Source organism: Cellulophaga sp., from assembly GCF_039943695.1.
GTDB lineage: Bacteria > Bacteroidota > Bacteroidia > Flavobacteriales > Flavobacteriaceae > Cellulophaga.
In genome coordinates this window covers 1-22,027 of the sequence record NZ_JBDVAA010000215.1, presented here as the reverse complement: position 1 = coordinate 22,027, position 22,027 = coordinate 1, and the positions used below count along the sequence as shown (strand labels likewise).

Annotated in this window: 20 protein-coding genes; 11 read left to right on the top strand and 9 right to left on the bottom strand. The window is 30.9% G+C overall.

Going from position 1 to position 22,027, the window contains the following annotated elements; all coding sequences use genetic code 11:
• Nucleotides 1-424: 424 nt before the first annotated feature.
• On the top strand, nt 425-856 hold the full coding sequence (gene rpiB / locus ABJD66_RS15610; RefSeq protein ID WP_100894407.1) for a ribose 5-phosphate isomerase B: 432 nt from the start codon (nt 425-427) through the stop codon (nt 854-856).
• A gap of 8 nt (nt 857-864) precedes the next feature.
• Complete coding sequence (locus ABJD66_RS15605) at nt 865-1,305, top strand: GNAT family N-acetyltransferase (RefSeq protein WP_348133348.1); 441 nt, start codon at nt 865-867, stop codon at nt 1,303-1,305.
• Here ABJD66_RS15605 and ABJD66_RS15600 read toward each other — a convergent pair.
• On the bottom strand, nt 1,302-1,676 hold the full coding sequence (locus ABJD66_RS15600; protein WP_303542302.1) for a hypothetical protein: 375 nt from the start codon (nt 1,674-1,676) through the stop codon (nt 1,302-1,304). The genes ABJD66_RS15605 and ABJD66_RS15600 overlap by 4 nt on opposite strands.
• Before the next feature lie 150 nt (nt 1,677-1,826).
• Between ABJD66_RS15600 and ABJD66_RS15595 the strand changes: the two genes are divergently transcribed.
• The 5 genes from ABJD66_RS15595 to ABJD66_RS15575 all read left to right on the top strand — a co-directional run bounded on the left by ABJD66_RS15595 (nt 1,827) and on the right by ABJD66_RS15575 (nt 5,221).
• On the top strand, nt 1,827-3,029 hold the full coding sequence (locus tag ABJD66_RS15595; RefSeq protein WP_348133344.1) for an SH3 domain-containing C40 family peptidase: 1,203 nt from the start codon (nt 1,827-1,829) through the stop codon (nt 3,027-3,029).
• A gap of 101 nt (nt 3,030-3,130) precedes the next feature.
• Nucleotides 3,131-3,673 carry a hypothetical protein gene (locus ABJD66_RS15590; RefSeq protein WP_348133341.1) on the top strand — a complete coding sequence of 181 codons (543 nt, stop codon included), beginning with the start codon at nt 3,131-3,133 and terminating at the stop codon, nt 3,671-3,673.
• 148 nt (nt 3,674-3,821) lie between these two features.
• Nucleotides 3,822-4,463, top strand: coding sequence for a hypothetical protein (locus tag ABJD66_RS15585; RefSeq protein ID WP_348133338.1), 642 nt, complete (start codon nt 3,822-3,824; stop codon nt 4,461-4,463).
• The gene (locus ABJD66_RS15580) at nt 4,460-4,735 is read left to right on the top strand and encodes a hypothetical protein (protein WP_075694480.1); all 276 of its coding nucleotides are present in this window, start codon (nt 4,460-4,462) and stop codon (nt 4,733-4,735) included. The genes ABJD66_RS15585 and ABJD66_RS15580 overlap by 4 nt, the downstream gene beginning before the upstream one ends.
• Nucleotides 4,736-4,870: 135 nt before the next feature.
• On the top strand, nt 4,871-5,221 hold the full coding sequence (locus ABJD66_RS15575; RefSeq protein WP_348133335.1) for a hypothetical protein: 351 nt from the start codon (nt 4,871-4,873) through the stop codon (nt 5,219-5,221).
• A gap of 121 nt (nt 5,222-5,342) precedes the next feature.
• On the opposite strand, the gene ABJD66_RS15570 is transcribed toward ABJD66_RS15575, so the two are convergent.
• The 6 genes from ABJD66_RS15570 to ABJD66_RS15545 form a co-directional block, all read right to left on the bottom strand.
• Entirely contained in the window at nt 5,343-5,876 is a 534-nt protein-coding gene (locus tag ABJD66_RS15570) for a DUF4442 domain-containing protein (RefSeq protein WP_348133332.1), read from the bottom strand.
• Between the two features lie 16 nt (nt 5,877-5,892).
• Complete coding sequence (locus ABJD66_RS15565) at nt 5,893-7,521, bottom strand: S41 family peptidase (protein ID WP_348133329.1); 1,629 nt, start codon at nt 7,519-7,521, stop codon at nt 5,893-5,895.
• Complete coding sequence (gene rnpA / locus ABJD66_RS15560) at nt 7,505-7,915, bottom strand: ribonuclease P protein component (protein ID WP_348133326.1); 411 nt, start codon at nt 7,913-7,915, stop codon at nt 7,505-7,507. Before rnpA ends, ABJD66_RS15565 begins: the two co-directional genes overlap by 17 nt.
• A 203-nt stretch (nt 7,916-8,118) precedes the next feature.
• Entirely contained in the window at nt 8,119-9,978 is a 1,860-nt protein-coding gene (locus tag ABJD66_RS15555; RefSeq protein ID WP_348133323.1) for a M1 family metallopeptidase, read from the bottom strand.
• Between the two features lie 2 nt (nt 9,979-9,980).
• On the bottom strand, nt 9,981-11,621 hold the full coding sequence (locus ABJD66_RS15550; RefSeq protein ID WP_348133320.1) for a S8 family serine peptidase: 1,641 nt from the start codon (nt 11,619-11,621) through the stop codon (nt 9,981-9,983).
• A 90-nt stretch (nt 11,622-11,711) separates the two neighbouring features.
• Nucleotides 11,712-12,572: an MBL fold metallo-hydrolase gene (locus ABJD66_RS15545; protein ID WP_348133318.1), complete on the bottom strand. Its 861-nt coding sequence runs from the start codon at nt 12,570-12,572 to the stop codon at nt 11,712-11,714.
• Between the two features lie 126 nt (nt 12,573-12,698).
• On the opposite strand from ABJD66_RS15545, the gene ABJD66_RS15540 reads away from it, so the two are divergent.
• The 3 genes from ABJD66_RS15540 (at nt 12,699) to ABJD66_RS15530 (ending at nt 16,763) form a co-directional block, all read left to right on the top strand.
• Nucleotides 12,699-13,073 (top strand): hypothetical protein, encoded by a 375-nt coding sequence (locus tag ABJD66_RS15540; RefSeq protein ID WP_100894416.1) that lies wholly within the window; start codon nt 12,699-12,701, stop codon nt 13,071-13,073.
• Nucleotides 13,074-13,159: 86 nt separating this feature from the next.
• Nucleotides 13,160-15,502 (top strand): TonB-dependent receptor, encoded by a 2,343-nt coding sequence (locus tag ABJD66_RS15535; protein WP_348133315.1) that lies wholly within the window; start codon nt 13,160-13,162, stop codon nt 15,500-15,502.
• Nucleotides 15,503-15,512: 10 nt separating this feature from the next.
• Nucleotides 15,513-16,763, top strand: a complete 1,251-nt coding sequence (locus tag ABJD66_RS15530) for a PepSY domain-containing protein (RefSeq protein WP_348133312.1) — start codon at nt 15,513-15,515, stop codon at nt 16,761-16,763.
• Between the two features lie 29 nt (nt 16,764-16,792).
• Here the strand turns inward: ABJD66_RS15530 and ABJD66_RS15525 are convergent, their stop codons facing one another.
• Nucleotides 16,793-19,003 carry a SulP family inorganic anion transporter gene (locus ABJD66_RS15525; RefSeq protein WP_348133309.1) on the bottom strand — a complete coding sequence of 737 codons (2,211 nt, stop codon included), beginning with the start codon at nt 19,001-19,003 and terminating at the stop codon, nt 16,793-16,795.
• Entirely contained in the window at nt 18,987-19,862 is an 876-nt protein-coding gene (locus tag ABJD66_RS15520; protein ID WP_100894420.1) for a universal stress protein, read from the bottom strand. Before ABJD66_RS15520 ends, ABJD66_RS15525 begins: the two co-directional genes overlap by 17 nt.
• A 103-nt stretch (nt 19,863-19,965) precedes the next feature.
• On the opposite strand from ABJD66_RS15520, the gene ABJD66_RS15515 reads away from it, so the two are divergent.
• Nucleotides 19,966-21,819, top strand: a complete 1,854-nt coding sequence (locus ABJD66_RS15515; protein ID WP_303542281.1) for a sodium:proton antiporter — start codon at nt 19,966-19,968, stop codon at nt 21,817-21,819.
• Nucleotides 21,820-22,027 lie beyond the last annotated feature (208 nt).

Genomic DNA, 22,027 nt, shown 5'->3' with positions numbered 1-22,027 from the left:
TTGTATTGAACAGTAATGTAAATTTATTGTAAAGTTATTAAGTCTTTATATTTAACTTTTTATTTAGAAATCAATCTATTACCATAATTATTAACGGTTATTAACAACTTCTATTAACAACGAATTTTTAATAATTAAGAGCTAAAAAATTGTTTACATTATTAACAATGGTCTTAATATCTTTTATCTAAAAAGTAAAAAATAGATTTGGTTGAAGAAATTCTATGCTATAATGCAACAATTTTTACGAAAAACAAAATTTATGTTTTGTATACTTATTAAAGTGTTGTGAACAACTTGTTAGTTGTATGTGATACATGCAAAAATGTATGTAAAAATAGGGGTTTGTATTTATTAACAATTTTAGAACTGTATATAAAAGGTATTTGTACTTTTGTAATGTAAAACAACAAAAAACAATACAATGCATATAGCTATAGGTAATGACCACGCTGGTACAGATTATAAATTTGCGGTAATAGAGCTTTTAAAGTCTAAAGGTATAGAAGTTACTAATTACGGTACAGATAGTAATGATAGTGTAGATTATCCAGATTTTGTACATCCGGTTGCTGCAGATGTAGATGCTAAAAAAGTAGATTTTGGTATTCTTATATGTGGTAGTGGTAATGGTGTGTCTATGACAGCCAATAAATACCAAAATGTTAGGGCTGGTTTATGCTGGACTAAAGAAATTGTTTCTTTAACACGTGAGCATAACAATGCTAACATATTAAGTATACCTGCACGTTTTGTTTCTTTACCACAAGCATTAGAAATGGTGAATACATTTTTAGAAACTGAGTTTGCTGGCGGAAGACACCAAAACAGAGTAGAAAAAATAGCTTGTAATTAATACTTTATATGGTAATATGTGTTAAAAGCTTTAGTGAGCTTACCACAAAAGATTTATACGCAGTTCTACAACTTAGATCAGAGATTTTTGTTGTAGAACAAAATTGCGTTTACCAAGATATAGATGGTAAAGATTTTAATGCTTTACACGTTTTGGGTTTTAAAAATGACCAACTAGTTGCGTATACACGTATTTTTAAACCTGGAGATTATTTTAAAGACGCTAGTATTGGTAGAGTAGTTGTTAAAAAGTCTGAAAGACAACACAAGTACGGCTATAACATTATGGAAGCATCTATTATAGCCGTTAAAGAACAATTACAACAGACTACCATAAAAATCTCTGCTCAAAAATATCTTTTAAAATTTTATAATAATTTAGGTTTTAAAGAAGAAGGAGAAGAATATTTAGAAGATGGTATACCACATATGGTAATGTATAAACACTAAATTTTAATTGGTGTTTTGTTGGTTAAATTTATATCCTCTAGCATTGTATCTGTAAATTTAAAATGACCTTTTGTGGTAATAATTCTAAATCTATTAGAATTCATTCTACTTAAAGTATCTAAAAACAGCCACTTAGATTTTAAAAGTTTAGGTTTATCAGACTTTAAACTTATTTCAAAAAAGTATTTTCTACCATTTTTCATAGCAACAATATCTGGAGTTATTTTATCGCCAGTATTTTTTCTAATATAAGATTTTGGTATTTCGCAATCAGTTACATCAGCCTTAATATTTGTAAATCCTCTAGATTCTAAATAACCAATAGATTTTCTTATAAACTCAGTATTTTCAATTTTATCTGTCTCTATCATAGTTATCAACATAACAAAATAAACTTTAAATTCCTAATTTATATACTGATTAACAGTACTTTAACGTAGTTATTAACATTACAATGTTCATTTTGTCTACATTAAAATAAAATTTTCATATTTTCACTCATCCAATTAAATACGTATAAAATGATGAAGAATATCAATTCTAAAATTCCATTTATAGCACTTGCAACAATAATGGTTTTGGGTAGTTGTAAAAATGATGTAGTAAAGAAGGAAAATCCTATTTTAGAATATATAGATGATGTAAAAACAGTACATGCACCAGACAAGCGTGTTGCCCTTTTTAATATTGATTCTAAAGCTGTTAATAATAGTTTTGTTTTAAAAGGAGAATCTAACCTACCAGAAGCCGTTAATGAGCTTAAAACTAAGCTAAATGAGGCTAAAATTGAATATATAGACAGTATACAATTACTACCAACAGCAGAATTTAAAAATAGCAATTGGGCCATTGTAAAAATATCTGTTGCCAATTTAAGAAGCAAAGCAGGACACTCACAAGAACTAGCTACACAAGCAACTTTAGGTACACCAGTAAAAGTATATAAAAATGATGGCGATTGGTACCTTATACAAACACCAGATAATTACTTGGCTTGGGTAGATAAAGGAGGTATAGAAATTTTAAACAATAATGACTTTAAAAACTGGAAAAAGGCAAATAAAATTATATATACTGGTATTACAGGTTTTTCTTACACGTCAACAACAGGTCATGAAATTGTCTCAGATTTAGTAGCTGGTAGTATTTTAGAATTAGTAGCTGAAGAAGGCTTATTTTACCAAGTAAAATACCCAGATGGTAGACTTGCATTTGTTAATAAAGACGAAGCACAAACGTATAATAATTGGTTAAAAGCATTAAACCCATCGCAAGAATCTTTAGTAGCAACATCTAAACAATTAATGGGTTTACCGTATTTATGGGGAGGCACATCTAGTAAAGGAGTAGATTGTAGCGGTTTTACCAAAACTATATACTTTTTAAATGGTATGGTTTTACCAAGAGATGCGTCACAACAAGTAAATGCAGGTACAATAGTAGATAAAGATAAAGATTTTAGTAAGCTAGCTGTTGGCGATTTATTGTTTTTTGGCAGGCCAGCAACAGATTCTACCAAACAAAGAGTTGTACACGTTGGTATGTGGATTGGCGATAATAAATTTATACATTCCTCTGGCCGTGTACATATTAGTAGTATAGATAAAGATGCTACTAATTTTGATGAGTTTAATTTAAACAGGTATTTACAAAGTAACCGCATGTTACACCAAAATACAGAAGCTATTTTAGAACTTAAAAATGCAGCTCTTTTTATAGAGTAATTAGTTTTATTATAGTAAATATATTAACGGTACTCTATAAATTATTTATGTAAGTTTTTTTAAAAAATAATGTAAGTTTGTACTTAAACTTTAGATTAATTATGAAAAAAACATTTTATTTATTTACCGTATTAACTTTTACTTTATTTATAACTAGCTGTAATAGTGATGATGACGCTACATCAGAAGATAAAAACTTTATAAAAGTAGATGATGTAGAAAGTAGTTTAATTTTAGGATTTGCAGATGATTACAGTGATTATCCATCTGGTGATACTTATAATATAGATTTAACTTTACTTAGTACAGGTTTTGAGCTTCGTGAAGAATATGGTTATGACGGTGAAGGTTATGGTTTTGAATTAGAAATTTTTACCAATACAACCAAGAAATTAGCCCCAGGTACTTATAATTATAGTGATGATGATATTAATAAACCATTTACATTTGTTGGTATATATTTTACAACTACAGATGATACAGACGATGTATCTGATCCTGAAATTGTAGGGGGAACAGTAACCATAATTAGCAGTAAAAATAATTATTATGAATTAACTTTTGATATGGTTGATGATAAAGGACATAAAATTACTGGGAGATATTTTGGAGAAGTAATTTATACACCAAACTTAGTACCTTAATTAAACAAAATAATTAAATATACTTTTTTTTAGAGTATAGTTATAACAAAAGCTATCTAGTAATTTAGGTAGCTTTTGTATTTTTAAAACAGTGTATTTAATTTAATTCCCAGAAGTTTTTTTTCAGTTTACCCCATAAATAAAAATAATGAAACCAAAAGAAATAGACAATTTATTATTTGAGCATTTAGGTTCTTTTTTAAAAGAACAAGGCTTTAAAACCGTAAAAAAAGAAACGTGGTTTGTAAAACAAATTAATGGAATTGATTTTTGTATATCATTCACACATCTCGATAAACGACCAGAATATAATTATAGATTTATATTAGGAATTTTTATACAAGAAGTTGGTGATATCAAATGCAAATCAGAGGAAGGCAGGGAGGAATATATCGGAAAATTCTCGGGATATACTTATATACTACCATTCTCTTATTTTATTAATCCAGATGATTACATTCAAAAAAATCCAGAATGGATAATAAGTAACGAGGCAGATGTTTATTCTATGATTACAGATGTTAAAGACTTTTATGAAAAACATTTAGATACATTTATACAAAATCACTCTACATTAGAAACATTTTATCATGTAATGGAGAAGGATGTTGATACAGGAAAAGCTTATACCATTGATGAAAATGTTTTTGCTAGAAGTTTAATTATTTTAAAACTATTAAAATCAAATAAATTTGAAAGTAAACTAACAGAGTATAGAGAAAAACTTCAAAAAAGTGGTTACGATAAGAGTATGTATATAGATATGTTTAATTACATTGAAAAATTATGAATGTTATAAAAGAAATAGAACTAAAAAATTACCCTGAAGATAACACACCAATAATTAGGGTGTTTGATGACGGCACAAGCTATTTGTTAATAGACGAATGGCCTATGGAAGATGACAATAGGTTTACTGATGATGAGATTGATAATTTTGAACAAATATTAAGTGATTTACTTGAAGTAGAAGTTACTGAAGAGGATAGAGATAGATTTATTATTTTAACAAATAACCTAAACTTGATAGATAAACTTCAAAATTATATGGAAAATAAATAATTTATATTCTTTTATAAAAATACTAATAACAAAATATAAAAGACAAACAATTTATATTTTAAAAATGACTATCAAAATTTGAAGAAAAATAAGTTGTTACTGAATAAAAATCAAGAGATGTATTAAATAAAACTAATGAATAAAGACAAACAAATAGAACATATTACCAAGCGATATCCAATTTTAGAAAACGTACCTAAAGAAGAGCGTTTAAATGTTTTTAAAAGATCAAAAACGAGTCCATTTTTTTGGGGGACTTTATCTGTTTTACTAATTATTTGGATATATTTTTTTGGTTGGGAAATAATGCAATTATCAGGCAATCTTTTTGATCCTAATGATAAAGGTTTAATTATGAAATTTATTTCTGTGATAAAAAAAACATTCTGGCCTGCTCTTGTTCCTTCTATGATAATACTAGTAACCGTATGGAAAGTACAAGCATATATCATCAAAAAAATTGTCACAAAAGAATATATTAAATAAGGTTTTATTTATCTCCCGCTAGCTCGAGCGTTTCGCTCGTGCAGTACAGCATCAGTTTAAAAAAATAAACACCAAAAGCTATCTAGTAATTGAGGGAGCTTTTTATTTATATAAGCTAATATTATACTTTTTGTTTCTTTCTATTTTTCATTTTTTGCTTATAAAACTCTTTGTTGGCTACATAAATGGTTTTATGTACCACGCAAAAGGTAGTAGTGCCATCTTCACTTTTTATTTCTGTAGTTTTTTTAACCTCAATTTCGTTTTCTGTAGCAATGCGTTTTTTAATATCCTGTAGTTCCTCTTCAGTATAGGTAAAATCTGCAAAAACATTTTGTTTAGCAGGCTTTTTAAAACGTATATCTGCAGCTTTATCCCAAACCACATAATCATCACCAATTAAATACAACAATTGTATCATTGGTATAGGGTCTACAGCAGAAAACAAACTACCACCAAAAATAGAATTTACATAATTTTTGTTTTTCCAACTAATAGGAATCTTTACCTTTATGTGCAGTAAATCTTTAGTAATTTCAATTATTTTACCTGTACTTCTCCTGTACATAGGCGAATAATTAAATCCGTATTTAAAAAGTATATGTTTAGAAAATAATTTTTGACCAATACTGGCCATTTTTTGGTAAACAGACATAGTATTTTTGCGTATTCTACTTTAAATAATCATTGTATTTACTTGGATTGTTAAGCAATTCTGTAGCTGTTAAAATAGCATCGTCATGTGATAAGTAATACTCATACAAGCCATCTCTGTAAAAATAACGTTTAATAATTTCGTCTTCAATATTTTTTACAATTGCAGCCTTGTACTTATCTAAAGCTTTAATTTTATTTTTATTGATATCTACCAAAAGACTTTTGTATTTTTCCTGTATATCATCACCAAAAATAGCGGTATCATTACTGTTTATAGCGGCAGTAAGTGCTTTTTCAGTTTCAGTTTCAAAAGAAAAATTAGAAGCATTTACGTGCTCTTTAAAAGCATTAAAATCTGCATCAGTAAAATTAAAATCTGCAATAGTGTTTACTTTGTTGTTGTAGTAATAGTTTGTAGCATAGTCAAAAATAACATTGTTAACAAGCAATGCTTTTGTTAGCGAGTTTGTTTTAGCAGCAGCAATTTGTATTTCTGGTAAAACACCACCACCATCTTGTACTTTACGTCCGTTTTTGGTTTTAAACTCGTTAAACTTAGTGTTTTTTACGGCTTTGCCATTTTTATCCCTGTGCCAATAATCTAAAGACTGTATACATCTACCGCTAGGCGTGTAATACCTAGAAATAGTAACCTTTAATTGCGTACCATAGGTAAGTTTTAAAGGTCTTTGTACCAAACCTTTTCCAAAACTACGTGCACCAACAATTACAGCTCTGTCTAAATCTTGTAAGCTACCCGAAACAATTTCACTGGCAGACGCACTAGAGCCATTTACAAGTACAACTAAAGGAATTTCTGTATCTACAGCAGCGTTTCTTGTAGTGTATGTTTTATTAAACTTTTTAACCTTAGATTTTGTAGTTACAATAAGCTCTCCTCTAGGAACAAACAAATTGGTAACGTTTATAGCTTCAGACAATAAACCACCTGGATTTCCTCTTAAATCAAGTATTATTTTTTCTGCACCTTCATTTTTAAGGTTAACCAAAGCTTCTTTTGTTTGTGAAGATGCTTTTTGGTTAAACTTGGTTAATACAATATAACCTGTTTTGGCATCTACCATTTTATAAAAAGGAACTGCATCTACATCTATATCTTCTCTTTTAATGGTAGTAGTTGCATTTTTACCTTGTCTTTTATAAACTACACTAACACTAGTGTTGCTAGCGCCTTTTAATAGCTCTGTAGCATCATCTTTAAAATCTGCAACGTCTGTATCACCAATCTTTATAATTTCATCGCCAGACTTTAAACCAGCTTTGTCTGCTGGTGATCCTTTATAGGCTTCAATAATTAACATTTTATCTTTGTAGCTACGTACAACAGCACCAATACCAGAATATTTACCAGCATTATTTATACGGTAAGCTTCTACATCTTGTTCATTTAAAAAACGAGTATAAGGGTCTAAACCATTTAGCATATTTTTAATGGCATTATCCATTAATTCTGCCGGATTGGTTTCATCCACATAATTCATATTTAACTCTTTAAAGAGCGTAGTAAAAATTTCTATTTGTTTTGCTATTTCAAAAAAATCGCCTTTAAAACTACTGGTTCCTATTAAAATACAAACCGCAAAAACAGGAATAATTACTTTTTTCTTAAATACGTTCTTCATTGTTTACTTTCTTATAAAATTTGGCAAGAACCTCTACCATAGATTTCTCTATTTCAGCGTAATCTGGCATCTTTTTACCAAGGTATAAAAATAGTAACGCAAATTCTTTATCTATGTTGTTAAAAATTACGTGTTTGTTAAGTCTGTAACCTTCTCGTAATAATCTTTTAATTTTATTACGATCTACAGCACTTTTAAAATTACGTTTGGGCACTGTTACACCTACTTTTAAAGGGGTGTTTTCTAATGTGCAAGGCAAGTAAATTAGTTTAATAGGAAAGCTAGATACACTTTTACCATTTGTAAACAATTCTCCAATTAACTTTTTACTTTTCAGTTTTTCCTTAGTAGGAAAACAAAAATTTGAAGCATCTGTTTGTTGTTGGGTAGGCATTAAAAATGTATTAGTTAGTTTTTTATTGAAAAAGATATGTATTAAAATAAATCTATATCCTGTTCAAAAGCAAAGGTATTATAAAGTTACTATTTTTAGCTATCTATTAGTTCTTTATCTTTTTTTGATGCTGTTTATACTGATAAAAAAATCCGTTTAAAGCAAAGCTCTAAACGGATTTAATATAGTAATAAGGCTATAAATTATTCTGCCTGAAAAACATTGTTTTCTTTGTTAACATCTGCCATAAGGTTAGATGGGTCTATAACAATTGCTTTAATACTTGCTTTTGGCTTGTTAATAGTAAAGCTGTAGTTAGAGTTTGCCCAAGGCCAATCTGGTAACACTGTTCTTTTTAAGTTGGTATAAGGGTTTTCTTTTTCGCCACGCATCATACGTAACGGAGCATAAAACGTTTCTTGTGTACCATCTGTATAAACAACTAAAATATCTAAAGGCATTGGCATTAAACCTATTCTTTCTAAAGAAACTGTAGATGCATTGTTAGCTTCTGTAACTTCTTTAATACCATAATCTATAGTATTTGTAGTTTGTGTCCAGTCTGTTAAATACCAGTCTAACTCCATACCAGAAACCTTTTCTGCGGTTCTTTTAATATCGTTAGGTATTGGGTGCTTAAATTTAAAATCCTCGTAGTATTTACGTACTGTTTTCATTAAGTTTTCTTGTCCAATAATATATCCTAATTGAGATAAAAATATAGAACCTTTACTGTAAGCAGCAATACTATACGGCGTATTTTCATGGTAACGATCTGCATGTGTAGTTTGCGGCTGTTCTTTACCAGAATTTACTAGGTAATAATAACCACGGTAAGATCCTTCAAAAGGATTGTCTTTTTTCTGATCCATTACCTCGTTCATACATAATGAAGAAATAAAAGTTGTAAAGCCTTCATCCATCCACTCGTGTTTAGCTTCGTTAGTTGCTAATACGTGCTGAAACCAAGAGTGTGCCATTTCATGTGCTGTTGTACCTGCAAGGCTACCAAACTTTTTACCACCAGCAATTAACGTACTCATAGCGTACTCCATACCACCATCTCCACCTTGTATAATAGAGTATTGTTTGTATGGGTATTTACCAACGTTTTTACTAAAAAACTGCATCATTTCTGCAGCTTTAGGCTGTACTTTTTCCCAGTTTGCTTTTATTTCAGCATCATCACCTTGGTATAAGAAGTGTAATAATGGTCCGTTTTCTACTTGTAATGTGTCATGAATATAATCTGGATCTGCAGCCCACATAAAATCGTGTACCATTGGAGCTTTAAAGTGCCAAGTTAATTTTTTACCACGTTGCTTTTTTACTTTAGTTCCAGGAGTTTCATATCCGTGACCTATTTCATTAGCGTTTTGTAAATAACCAGAACCACCAACAACATAGTCTTTATCTATTGTAAGTTTTACATCAAAATCTCCCCAAACACCATGAAATTCTCTTGCAATGTATGGGTCTGCGTGCCAACCTTCAAAATCATATTCTGCTAATTTTGGGTACCACTGTGTCATAGACAAAGAAACGCCGTCTTTGCTATTACGACCAGATCTACGTATTTGTACAGGAACCTGACCTTTAAAAACCATATCAAAAGTTGTTTTAGACCCAGCAGCAATTGGTTTAGCCAATTCTACTACTAAAACAGTACCTTCTACACTATACTTTACAGGAACACCATCTTGTTTTAAAGATGAAACCTTAATAAAACCAATTTCGTCTTCTTTTAAAGTCTCTATTCTACTGTTTTTGTCTTTATCTACCATTCTTCCGTCAGGATCTGCAATACTGTGTAAGCGAGCATCCATTTCACTTCCTGGTTGAAAAGCATTAAAATACAAATGATAATATACACGTGTTAATTCTTCAGGAGAATTGTTGGTGTATACTAACTTCTGTGTACCATCATACTGGTAGTTTTCTACATTCATGTCTATCTCCATAGCATAGTCTACGTGTTGTTGCCAATACGAACCATTTTGTGCAGATAAAGGAGAAAGCAACGTAGTAAACGCTGCAACTCCTGCAATTAATAATTTTTTCATAATTATAATTTTATTTTTCCTTTAGAAACACTTTCAGCTAATAAAAGAGCGTTATATAAGTTTACCATTTTACCAGATGTAGATAAATTAGCTAATGTATTACTGTTAGCAGGGTCACCACCAACAACTACTTTAGTTTTAGTAGGAATACCAGACTGCATAATTATTTTTTTAACCTGTGCAGCAGTTAATTTAGGATACTGAGATCTAATTACTGCAGCAACACCAGCAACACCAGGCGAAGCCATAGAAGTACCGCCCATAAACTCATATTTACTACCTGGCACTGTAGAGTAAATTGCTGCACCTGGAGCAAAAACATCTACGTTAATTTTACCGTAGTTAGAGAAATCTGCAAGCATTGTAGATCCGTACTTGTTAGCCAAAGCACCAACAGTAATTACGTTATCTGCAAATTCTGCACCATTTTTAATTTGGTCATTAGGGTAGTTAGGATTGTTTTCATAATCATCTAAATCTGCACCATCATTACCAGCAGCGTGTACAAAAAGAACATCTTTTTCTGCAGCATATTTTAAAGCTTCGTAAACCCATTCTGCTTTTGGAGAAAATGCTTTACCAAAACTAGCGTTAATTACTTTAGCTCCGTTATCTACAGCGTAACGTATACCTAAAGCAATATCTTTATCATACTCATCACCGTTAGGTACTGCTCTAACACTCATAAGTTCAACATTGTTAGCAACACCATTAGCGCCTTTACCATTGTTACGTTCTGCAGCAATAATACCAGCAACGTGCGTACCGTGACTTTCTGTATCTACAGAGTTCATAGGATTACCGTTACCATATTTTGTATCTGTAATATCGTAAGGGTTGTCACCAACAGGTTCTCTACCGTTAAAATCTTTGTTTAAGTTGTAATTTACCTGATCTGTAAAGTATGTAATACCACCAGTTATACTTTTAATAGCTTCTGGAATAGAAGCACTAAAAGAATACATTTGGTTTAAAACAGCAAGGTTACGTTGCATAGCCTCGTCTTTAGCAGTAATACCAGCTAGGTCTTCTTTAGTGTAAGTGTCTTTACCTAATTCTTTTTTAACAGCTTCATCTGCATTTTTTACAGCTTGTAAAATTTGCTCATACCTTTGTTTACCTGCTAAAGCTTCAGCATAGTCTGCTTCTACTTGTGCCTTAGCTTTAGCTAAAGTTGCAGCATCGCCAAGGTTTAAACGTACCATTCTAGCACTTTCTAATTGTTCATTGTAAGAATCTCCTAAAAAGTTATAACCGTGTACATCATCAATAAAACCATTGTTATCATCATCTTTATTGTTTCCTGGAATTTCTTTAGAATTTGTCCATAAAACATTTTTAAGATCCTCGTGGTTTAAATCCATTCCAGAATCCATAACCGCTACAATTACTTTTGTACCTTTTTTATTGCCAATAAGCTCTTTGTAAGCTTTATCTACACTCATTCCTGGTATAGTGTCCGTAGCAAGATCTGCGTGACCCCAATTTTGTTTTTGTTGTTCTGTTAATTCTGATACTTTTAAAGGTAAAGCATCTATATTTTCTACAGGAGTAGAAACTAATGTAGGAGCAGAGCCACAGCTAGCCATAATTATGGCAACAGCTGATAAGCTTAAAACAGATTTTGTTATTCTGATATTCATATTATGTTAATTTAATTTGTGTATTTAATTTTTGATGAATTTAGTAATTTCTTTGTAAATGGTTGTTATACCAGTAATTGAAGCACTTTTTTAATTAAAAAGCTCATTAAACGCAAATGTTTCATTTAGTCTAACTCCTTTTTCTGTGTGCTTTACAGTACAGATTTCATTGTGTGCATCATGTTCTAATACCAAATAATAATTATTATCTGCTGCAGAGTTTAAAAACACTTCTTTTTCAGACAATGTTAATAAAGGTCTGGTATCAAAACCCATTACGTATGGTAATGGTAAATGGCCAACTGTTGGTAGTAAATCTGCCATAAAAACCAATGTTTTTCCTTTGTATTCTATATGCGGAATCATTTGTTTTTCTGTGTGTCCGTCTGCATAAAAAATACCAAAACCAAGCTCAGATTCAGCTTCAAATTGATGCTGGTTAGGTTTTAAAAATTTTAATTGCCCGCTTTGCTGCATAGGCATTATGTTTTCTGTTAAAAACGATGCTTTTTCACGTGCGTTAGGTTTTGTGGCCCAATTCCAATGGTTTTCATTAGTCCAAAATGTTGCATTTTTAAAGGCAACTTCAAAACCTGTACGGTCTTTATTCCAAACGGCACAACCACCAGAATGGTCAAAATGTAAGTGTGTTAAAAAAACGTCTGTGATATCGTCCTTACTAAAACCTAATTTCTTTAATGAATTATCTAAGGTATGGTCTCCCCACATGTAGTAATACCCAAAAAACTTATCGGACTGTTTATTACCCATACCAGTGTCTATAAGTATAAGTCTGTTACCGTCTTCTATTAATAAGCAACGGCCAGCAATATCTATCATATTGTTAGCATCTGCCGGGTTAGTTCTTGTCCATATAGCTTTAGGAACAACGCCAAACATTGCACCGCCATCTAACTTAAAATTGCCTGTTTCTATTGGGTAAATCTTCATATAGAGTGCAAATTATGAAATTGCTTTAAATATGTTGCACTGCTTATGAATTAATTAAGAAAGTACAATCTATTTTTTTTTATCAAACTAAAACAATCTATTTTTGCTTTTCACAAACACTATAGAGTGAAAATCTATTTTTCCTTCATTTTATTTTTCGTATTTGCATTGAGGCCAGTATATAATATTGGTTGTTTTGCGTATTATGAATTAAATATAGATTACATAATAGAGAAATACTGTGTTAATAAAGAAAAACCACAGTTAGAGTGTAACGGAAAGTGTCATTTAACAAATCAATTAGCTCTTAATAATTCAGATTCAGAAGATTCTTCTCCATTATTTACATTTTTTGATGCTTTTTATCCAGTGTATTTTCAAAAATATAATCCTAATTTTAACTTAAAATGCGATCGTTTTTTTGTTAAAAATAAATGGAATTATAACAACCAATTTTCTTCTGTATTTTATAAAGAAATAGACAAGCCACCACGGTATTAATTTAATTTATTCGGTTTAAAAATAGGAGTGTTTAGTTATAAATTTAACTAGACCACACCTGCTATTTAATACATTAAATTTTATACATGAAAAAAATATTTATGCTTGCCATATTATTGGTGAGTTTGGGTGGCTATGCCCAAAAAAAATACAACGGAAAAGTTGTAGATACTTATAATAATCCGCTACAAAACGCAACAATACAGTTACAATCTAATTTAAAAAACACTGTTGTTACAGATAAAGACGGTAAATTTTCTATTACTACTTTACAAGATAAACCAATAGCAATAATACGTTACGTAGGCTACGTAACACGCACCCAAGAGCTCTTTACTAAAGAAAATAATATTACTTTGACTTTAAATGAAGAGCGCTTAAAAGAGGTTGTTGTTTCTGGTAGTAGAGAAGTACAACAAAGAAGTGACGTTCCTGCTTCTATTTCTGTAATTACAACTAAGCAAATAGAGGAAGCAAAAGCTATTGGTATAGACCAATTGGTAAATAATGTTCCTGGGGTTTTAATGTCTACATCTAGGGCAGCAAGTAATGAGCAGCATTTTATGTCTGTGCGTTCTCCTATATCTACAAAATCTTTGTTTTTATACTTAGAAGATGGCTTACCTATTAGGCCAACAGCAGTATTTAACCACAATACATTGTTAGAAATGAATGACATTTCTTATGATAGAATGGAGGTTATTAAAGGTCCTGCTTCTAGTATTTATGGTAGCGAGTCTATTGGCGGAAGTTTTAACTTTATAACAAAGCAACCAACAAGAGATTTATCTGGAGGGGTAACTTACCAAGTAAACGATCTTGGTTTATCTAAATACAGTTTAGAGTTGTCACAGTACGCATCAGAAAAGGTTGGTTTTTACATAGGAGCACAATATGTACAGCGTAAAGATGGACCTGTAGAGCATAGCAATTATGAAAAATTTGCACTTACGTTTAAAAACGTAAATCACTTATCACAAACATTAAACTGGACAAATGTTTTTGATATTATTGAATACAGGTCAGATATGTCTGGCTCTATAAGCGAAGAAGATTATTCTGCTGGTAATTATGAAAGTGACCAAACATTTACAGAAAGAGAAGCAGTGGCCTTTAGAGTTAGAAGTACTTTAGACAAACACTGGAACAGCAATAACAAAACAACACTTAATCTTGTTTTTAGAAGAAACGTAATGGATCAAATTCCTTCTTATAGAGTAAGCCAGTTTAGAGAAAACGGTAGGTTAACAGGAGCGGCAAAAGGAGAAATAAACAGCAATTCATATAACAGTTATGTAAGTTTAATTCAGCATAAAATAAACTTTAATTTTGCTAGTTCATCTTTAATTATTGGTGCTTCTGTAGATTATTCTCCGCAGAGTTATAATGCAGAAAATATAAGTGTAACAGTAGATACAAATACAGGTAAAAATGTAAGTTACATTACTAATTCTGGAGATTATATTTTAAATTATAATGCAGATATTTTAAATTATGCCAATTACTTTCAGTTTGAAATAAACCCAACAGAAAATGTAAAATTAACAGCTTCTGTACGTTATGATGGGTTTGACTATAATTACAACAATTTAATTGATGGTTTAGCAGGTCCAAAAGATTCTAAAAATAACTACAATAATATTTCTCCTAAATTAGGAATAAACTATAATTTAAATAAAAGTATAGGGTTATACGCTAATTATTCTAATGGGTTTACGCCACCACAAACATCTACATTATACAGAAATAGTTTTGTAGGCGTTGGCGGCGATGTGTTTAATTTAAAACCAAGTAACTATGATAATTTTGAGCTAGGAACCTATTTTAAAATAGGAAATAAGTTACAGACAGATGCAGCTATTTACCTTTTAGACGGAAAAAACACATTGGTTACATTACGTGATGATGAAGATAACTTTTTTAACGCAAATGCAGGTAAAACAAGATCTTATGGCGTTGAGTATGGTGTAACATATAATCCAACTAAAGAGATTACCATAACGCACAACGGTAGCTATGCAAAACATCGTTATGTTAGTTTTTTTGATGGAGGAGTAGACTATTCAGACACAGACCGCGAAACAGCACCTAAACTTTTAGGAACATCTAAAATTGCTTATAAACCGTCACTAGTAAAAGGGTTAATGTTAAGCCTAACACATGAAATGGTAGGTAAATACAATACTAGTTTTGAAAATCAAGTTAAAAACAGTGACGATACTTTTGGTACAGCTACATATAAAGGTCACAACATATTTAATGCTTTGGTCTCATATAATATTAAAAACTGTGAGATTTGGGTAAATGCACTTAATATTTTTGATGATTTATATGCTGCAAGAGCAAGTTACAATAAGTACAGAGGCGCTAATAGTTACACAATTGGTAATCCAAGAGCTTTTCATTTAGGAATAAAATATAACTTTTAATTTTTTTAAAATGATAGAGAAAAATAGAAAGTTAAACCAATGGCTATGGAAATGGCATTTTATAGCTGGCTTAGTAGCATTGCCCTTTGTTTTTTTATTAGCAATAACTGGCGGTATTTATTTGTTTAAAGAAACATATGATGCTCCAAAACAAGCGCATATAACAACAGTAGAAGACAGAGGTAAACTTGTTAGTTTTCAAGAACAATGGCAAGTCGCTAAAAACGCGTCTAAACAACCACCAAATACTATGGTTGTTCCTACACAAAAAAATGAAGCTACAGAGTTTATTACAGGAAGATTTAGCCATAAAACAAGTACTTATATAAACCCTTTTAAAAATAAAGTTACAGGTTCTATAAAACCAAAGGACTCTAATATGCATATTGTTAGAAAACTGCACGGAGAACTTTTATTGGGTAAGTTTGGAACCAAAATAGTAGAGCTTGTTGCTAGTTGGCTTTTTGTGTTAATTATAACCGGAGTTTATGTTTTTTGGCCCAATAAAAAACAAGGGATAAAAGGTTTTTTTACCATACGGCTTAAAGAGGGTAAGCGCACATTATATAGAGATTTACATACCGTTTTTGGTTTTTGGATATCTATTTTGTTGTTATTAACCTTGGCAGGAGGTATGCCTTGGACAGATGTTTTTGGTGATAATTTTAGAAGTTTACAAAATGCCACTAATACAGGATTTCCAGCAACTTGGGATGGTAAAAGTTTAAAATCTGCTGTAAAAGGTAATCCTATTTCTTTAGATGAAATGGTTGCAAAGGCAAAGTCTCTAAAATTAGAAGGTAAATTAAATATAGGCTTACCTGCAAGTGATAAAGGCGTGTATAGTGTGTTTAATGAAACCTTTGACTTAGATAAGCAAAAACGGTTTCATTTTGATCAATATTCTGGAGTACAGTTGCTAAAACACAATTGGGAAGATGTAGGTGTTTTAATGCGCGGTAGAATGTGGGTTATGGCTTTTCATCAAGGGCAATTTGGACGTTGGAACTGGATTTTAATGCTTGGTGTTGCACTATTATTAGCTTTTGTTAGTATAGCAGGATTACTATCATACCTAAAAAGAAAGAAAAAAGGAGAATGGGGTGTACCTAAAGTTCCTGTAAAGTTTAAAGTTGGCTACGGTATAATAGCTATAATTGCTTTACTCTCTGTTATTTTTCCTTTGTTTGGTATAAGTGTAGTATTAATAATAGTTGTAGATTTTTTCAAAAATAAGAAACAAACAGTAATACAGAACTAAATAAAAAGGGAGCAAAATGCTCCCTTTTTTTATTGTAATATTTGATGCAATTGCTTTCCAAAATATAGCATTGCTTTAACTTCTTGTACACTTAATAAGCGTTCCTTTTTTATAATTAGTAGCGCAGACCCATTACACTCTATATGGTAATAAGGATTACTTTCTAAAAACAGAATAAGCTCATTTGTAAATAGCTGTTGTATTTGGGCTGGCTTTTCTCCACTTAGATAAAATCTACGGTTAAAATCTGGGTGGTTATCTATGCTCAACTCTTTAAAACCAGCTAAGCTGTAAAGGTATTTTATAAGTCCTTCTTTATCTAAAGTAAAAACAGGTACTTCCCTATCTAATTTTATATGTAAAACAGTAGTTTTTATTACTTCTCGGGCAATAAAAGCACCTTCAGTAAACTCTACATCCATAAGAGCAACTTTGCTGTTTTTTGCTATAAGTTGATTATAAAAATAACGTATTTCTCTACTTTTAAAGAAAACAAAATCGGTGAAAAAACTAGCATTTTTATTTTTCTCTGGTATGTAATTCCATTTAAAATCTGAAGCTGTATTTTTAAGCAGTAACTGCCTTTTGGTAAGGTTACCACCAACTGGAGCTAATTTTGTAGCAAACGGAAGTATTTTACGTATGGCAAATGGGTGTGCAGAGTCGGTACCATGCTTATCTAGCCCAATAAGCTCTATACTACCACCCTTTTTACTAAATGTGTCTATGTAACCCTCTAGGCCTTCCATAACAGTGTGGTCTACAAAATTACACATAGAAAAATCTAAAACTACATCATTATCTTCTGGTATAGCATCTAGTTTATTTTTTAGTTTGTAAAAATTTAAAAAGCTACAAAAATATTTTACACTAATATAAAAGTTACCACCATCTGGCTCTTTATACATTAAAATATTTGGCTTTAATAAGTTGCTAAAAAATAAAGAAAAGCTTTTGTTTAGTGTTACGTGAATTAAAAAAGTAATTAAAATACCTGCACTTATACCAGTAATTAGGTTTGTAAACAATGTTGTTAAAAGCGTAACTAAAAATATAATTATTTGCTCTTTACCAATTTTAGCAACTTTTTGTAATGTTTTTGGTGTAGCTAATTTATAACCTGTATATACCAAAATAGCAGCTAAGGCAGCTAAAGGTATTTTACGTAATTGTTCCTGAAAAAGTAGCACAAAAGCAGCTAAAAAGAATGCATGAAAAAAGTTTGCAGACCTATTAGTAGCACCATTATTAACATTTACAGAACTACGAGCAATAACGGTTACAACGTTTATACCACCTAAAAAACCACTAGCAATAGAGGCTACACCTAAGGCTTTTAAGTCTCTATTTACATTAGAACGCCTGTTTAAAGGGTCTAACTTATCTACTGCTTTTATACTAAGTAAAGATTCTATACTTGCAATTAGCGTGATAGAAAAAACGGCTATTATAAAATTGGGCTGGTATACTTTTGAAAAATCTGGAAAAGCTAAATTAGAAGTAACATCTTCAGGTATTTTTACCAAAAAATCTTTAGTTAACGGATAATTAATATCTAAACTTGCTAACAAATAACTAAGTCCTACAACAAGTACAATAATCCACATAGGAGCAGGTATAAGCTGAAAGTATTTGTTCCTAATTTTAGCATAAAAAACCATAATTAGTAAACTAACAATACCAATTGCAGCAGCAATTAAAACGCTAATATCTGTGGTTATCCATAAATTTTGTATGCCTTCCGGAAACTGTTTTAGTAATGATACTATAGAGCCACTAGCGCCATTATTACCAAGCATTATATGAAACTGTTTAGAGAGGATTCCTATACCTATTGCTGCAAGCATACCCTCTATAGCAGAGGCTGGGAAAAAATCTGCAAGACGGCCCATTTTTAAAAAACCAAGTATAATCATTACCAAGCCAGATACAATAATGGCAGCAAGTGTAAATAAATACCCTTGATACAAATCACCATCTCCTAAAGTGTAAATAGCACTTAGCAAAACAATTACCATACCGTTACCAGGACCAGAAATTGTAACATTAGAGCCTCCTAAAATAGATACAATTAAGCCACCAACAATAGCGGCAATAACACCAGAAATTGGAGGTGCTTCACTAGCTAATGCTAAACCTAATCCTAAGGGTAATGCTATTAATGAAACTACAAAACCAGAAAATATGTTTTTAGGTAGTGCACTTACAAATGTTTTTGTTTTATTAGTTTTCGGAGTCAAATCGGTTACGTATTATAAATAAATCTGTTGGTAAGTCAGATAAAATATATTCTATATCATGAGGAAAAATACGATCTAAAATTCCTGTTTTAGACGGAGCATTCATTACCAATAAATCTGCTCTAACAATTTCAGCATAATGACCAATAGAGTATCCCCTTTTGCCAAAAATGCCCTGGTTTTTAATTTTAATTCCCTTTTTACAAGTTTCAGGAATGTCTTTTACAATTTCTCTAACCCTTTGTTCTTCTCGGTGTTTTAATCGTTCTTTAACAATATTTACTTTTTTTAGTGTTTTGTCATCCTGTACACTAACCTGAATATCTTTCTGCAAAATTTCTTCTACAATGGTTACTTGTGGAGCACCAAGTGCATCTGCAATATAAAAAGCGGAATTTATAGTAAGTGGTGTGTCTGGTGCATCTAAACCGTTTACAACAATATTTTTACAAGGTACACGCTCTATAGATGGCTTAATAAGCAGTAAAACAGAACAACATACTTTACGTGTAAGCTTACGAGCAATAGAACCTACATAAAATTTAAACATATTTTCTTTTTGTAGCGCACCAAGAATTAGCAAATCTATATTACTCGTTTTACAGGCATTTGTAATTACATCTATAGGGTCTCCATTTTCCCATTTAACCTCTACATCTAAATTTTTGTATTCTGTTTTGTTTAAAAAAGATGCAATTTTGGTTTCTTTTTCTGAAGTTTTAGAACCAACATGAAGCAGTATTAACTTGGCCTTAAAAAAATGTGCTATCCTTGTAGTCTCCAAAATATTTATTTCTAATTTTGGGGAGAAAGCAAATCCAAAAAGAATCGTTTTAAAAGGACGATTTTTGTAAACCATAAACTAAATTTAGCCCAAGATAGTACAATTATACAAGAAAAGTAATCTGTTCATAAAAATTGCTTTTTAAAATTAAAATGCTATTTTTCAAAAAAAATAAATTATGCTGGAATTAGCCGGAATTATAATACTAGGAATACTAGCACAGTGGTTTGCTTGGAAATTAAAATTACCTGCAATTTTACCCTTAATTTTAATAGGGTTAATAGTGGGGCCAATATCCACTCTTTTTACAGAAGATAACAGTAAAATAATTGAACCAATTTGGAACGGAACAACAGGTCTTTTTCCTGGTGATAGTTTGTACTACTTTGTATCTCTTGCAATTAGTATTATTTTGTTTGAAGGTGGTTTAACTTTAAAACGATCAGAAATTAAAAATATAGGTCCTGTAATTTCTAAGTTAATAACCATTGGTTCTTTAGTTACGTTTTTTGGCGCAGGTGTTGCTGCCCACTATATTTTAGGTTTAAGTTGGTCAATTTCATTTTTATTTTCAGGATTAATTATAGTAACTGGCCCAACGGTAATAACTCCTATTTTAAGAAACATACCTTTAAAAAAAGATATTTCTGCAGTCCTTAAATGGGAAGGTATTTTAATAGATCCAATTGGTGCTTTAGTTGCCGTTTTGGTATATGAGTTTATTAGTGTTGGTGGTGGTGGAGACTTTACGTTTACTGCTTTAATAGAGTTTGGTAAAATACTTTTATTTGGTACCACTTTTGGTTTTACGTTTGCACACGGTTTAACAGCTGCTGTAAAACGTAATTTTATTCCGCATTATTTACTTAATGTGGTGTCTTTATCTGTAGTATTACTTGTATTTGTAATGTCTGATGTTTTTGCACACGAATCTGGTTTACTAGCCGTAGTAGTAATGGGTATGGTAATGGGTAACACAGACTTACCTAATATTAAAGAGTTACTTTATTTTAAAGAATCTTTAAGTGTACTGTTAATATCTATCTTATTTATATTGTTATCTGCTAATATTAACATAGCAGATTTAGAGCTTATTTTTAATTGGGGTACTTTAATACTTTTTGCAGTTATTGTATTTGTTGTAAGGCCGCTTGGTGTGTTTTTAAGCACAAGAGGATCTAACCTTCATTTAAAAGAAAAACTTTTTATTAGCTGGGTTGGTCCAAGAGGTATTGTAGCAGCAGGTATAGCGTCATTATTTGGTTCTAAATTATTTTCTAAGGGTGTTCCTGGGGCAGATTATATTACCCCTTTGGTGTTTGTTATAGTATTAGGTACAGTTTTACTTAATGCAACTACCGCAAGGATGTTTGCAAAATTGGTTGGTGTTTTCTTAAAAAGATCAGAAGGTATTTTAATTATTGGAGGGTCTAAATTATCTAGATTAATAGCAAATTATTTAAAAGACCACAACAGACACGTAGTATTAATAGACAACAACCAAACCAATATAAGCAAAGCAAAAAAGTTAGGTTTAGACGCTATTAACGCCAATATTTATTCAGATTCTTTAACAGATAATATAGAGTTGAGTGATATGGGCTATGTTATGGCGCTTACTGCAAACTCTGATATTAACAATTTTGCAGTTAAAAAGTTTGAAAAGCAATTTGGTGAAAATGGTTCTTTTAGATTGGTAAATTCTGATGAGATGAACGATCCAGAGAATAACCCTAAAGAAGGTTTATTTTCTCATACAGATGATTTTATTAAGCTGATGGAAGCAGCACGTAAATACCCAACAATACACGAAATAAAATTAAAAGACCAAACTCATTATGAAGGTTTAATAGAGATTACAAAAGCCGATGAAAATATTATTCCAATATTTTTAAAATCACCAGATGGTGAGTTACATATTATACCAGCGTTTAGTACATCTTTTACAGATATTACAGAAGGTTATGAACTTGTTTACTTAGGTAAAATGTTCGATGTAGATAAGCACGCAGACATATCTGAAGAAGAATAAAAAACAAATATTGTAAATAAAAAAGGCTTCCTGTTACAGGAAGCCTTTTTAGTTTTTAGCAATTACAATTGGTCATTAAAAAAATAGGGTTCAGCCCCTTTTTATCCCAATTTATCAGAAAATGATTTTTATAAGTGCTTAATTCATATACTTTTATAGCATCAATCATTATCAACAGTCATGAAAACGTTAACAAAAACTATTTTTA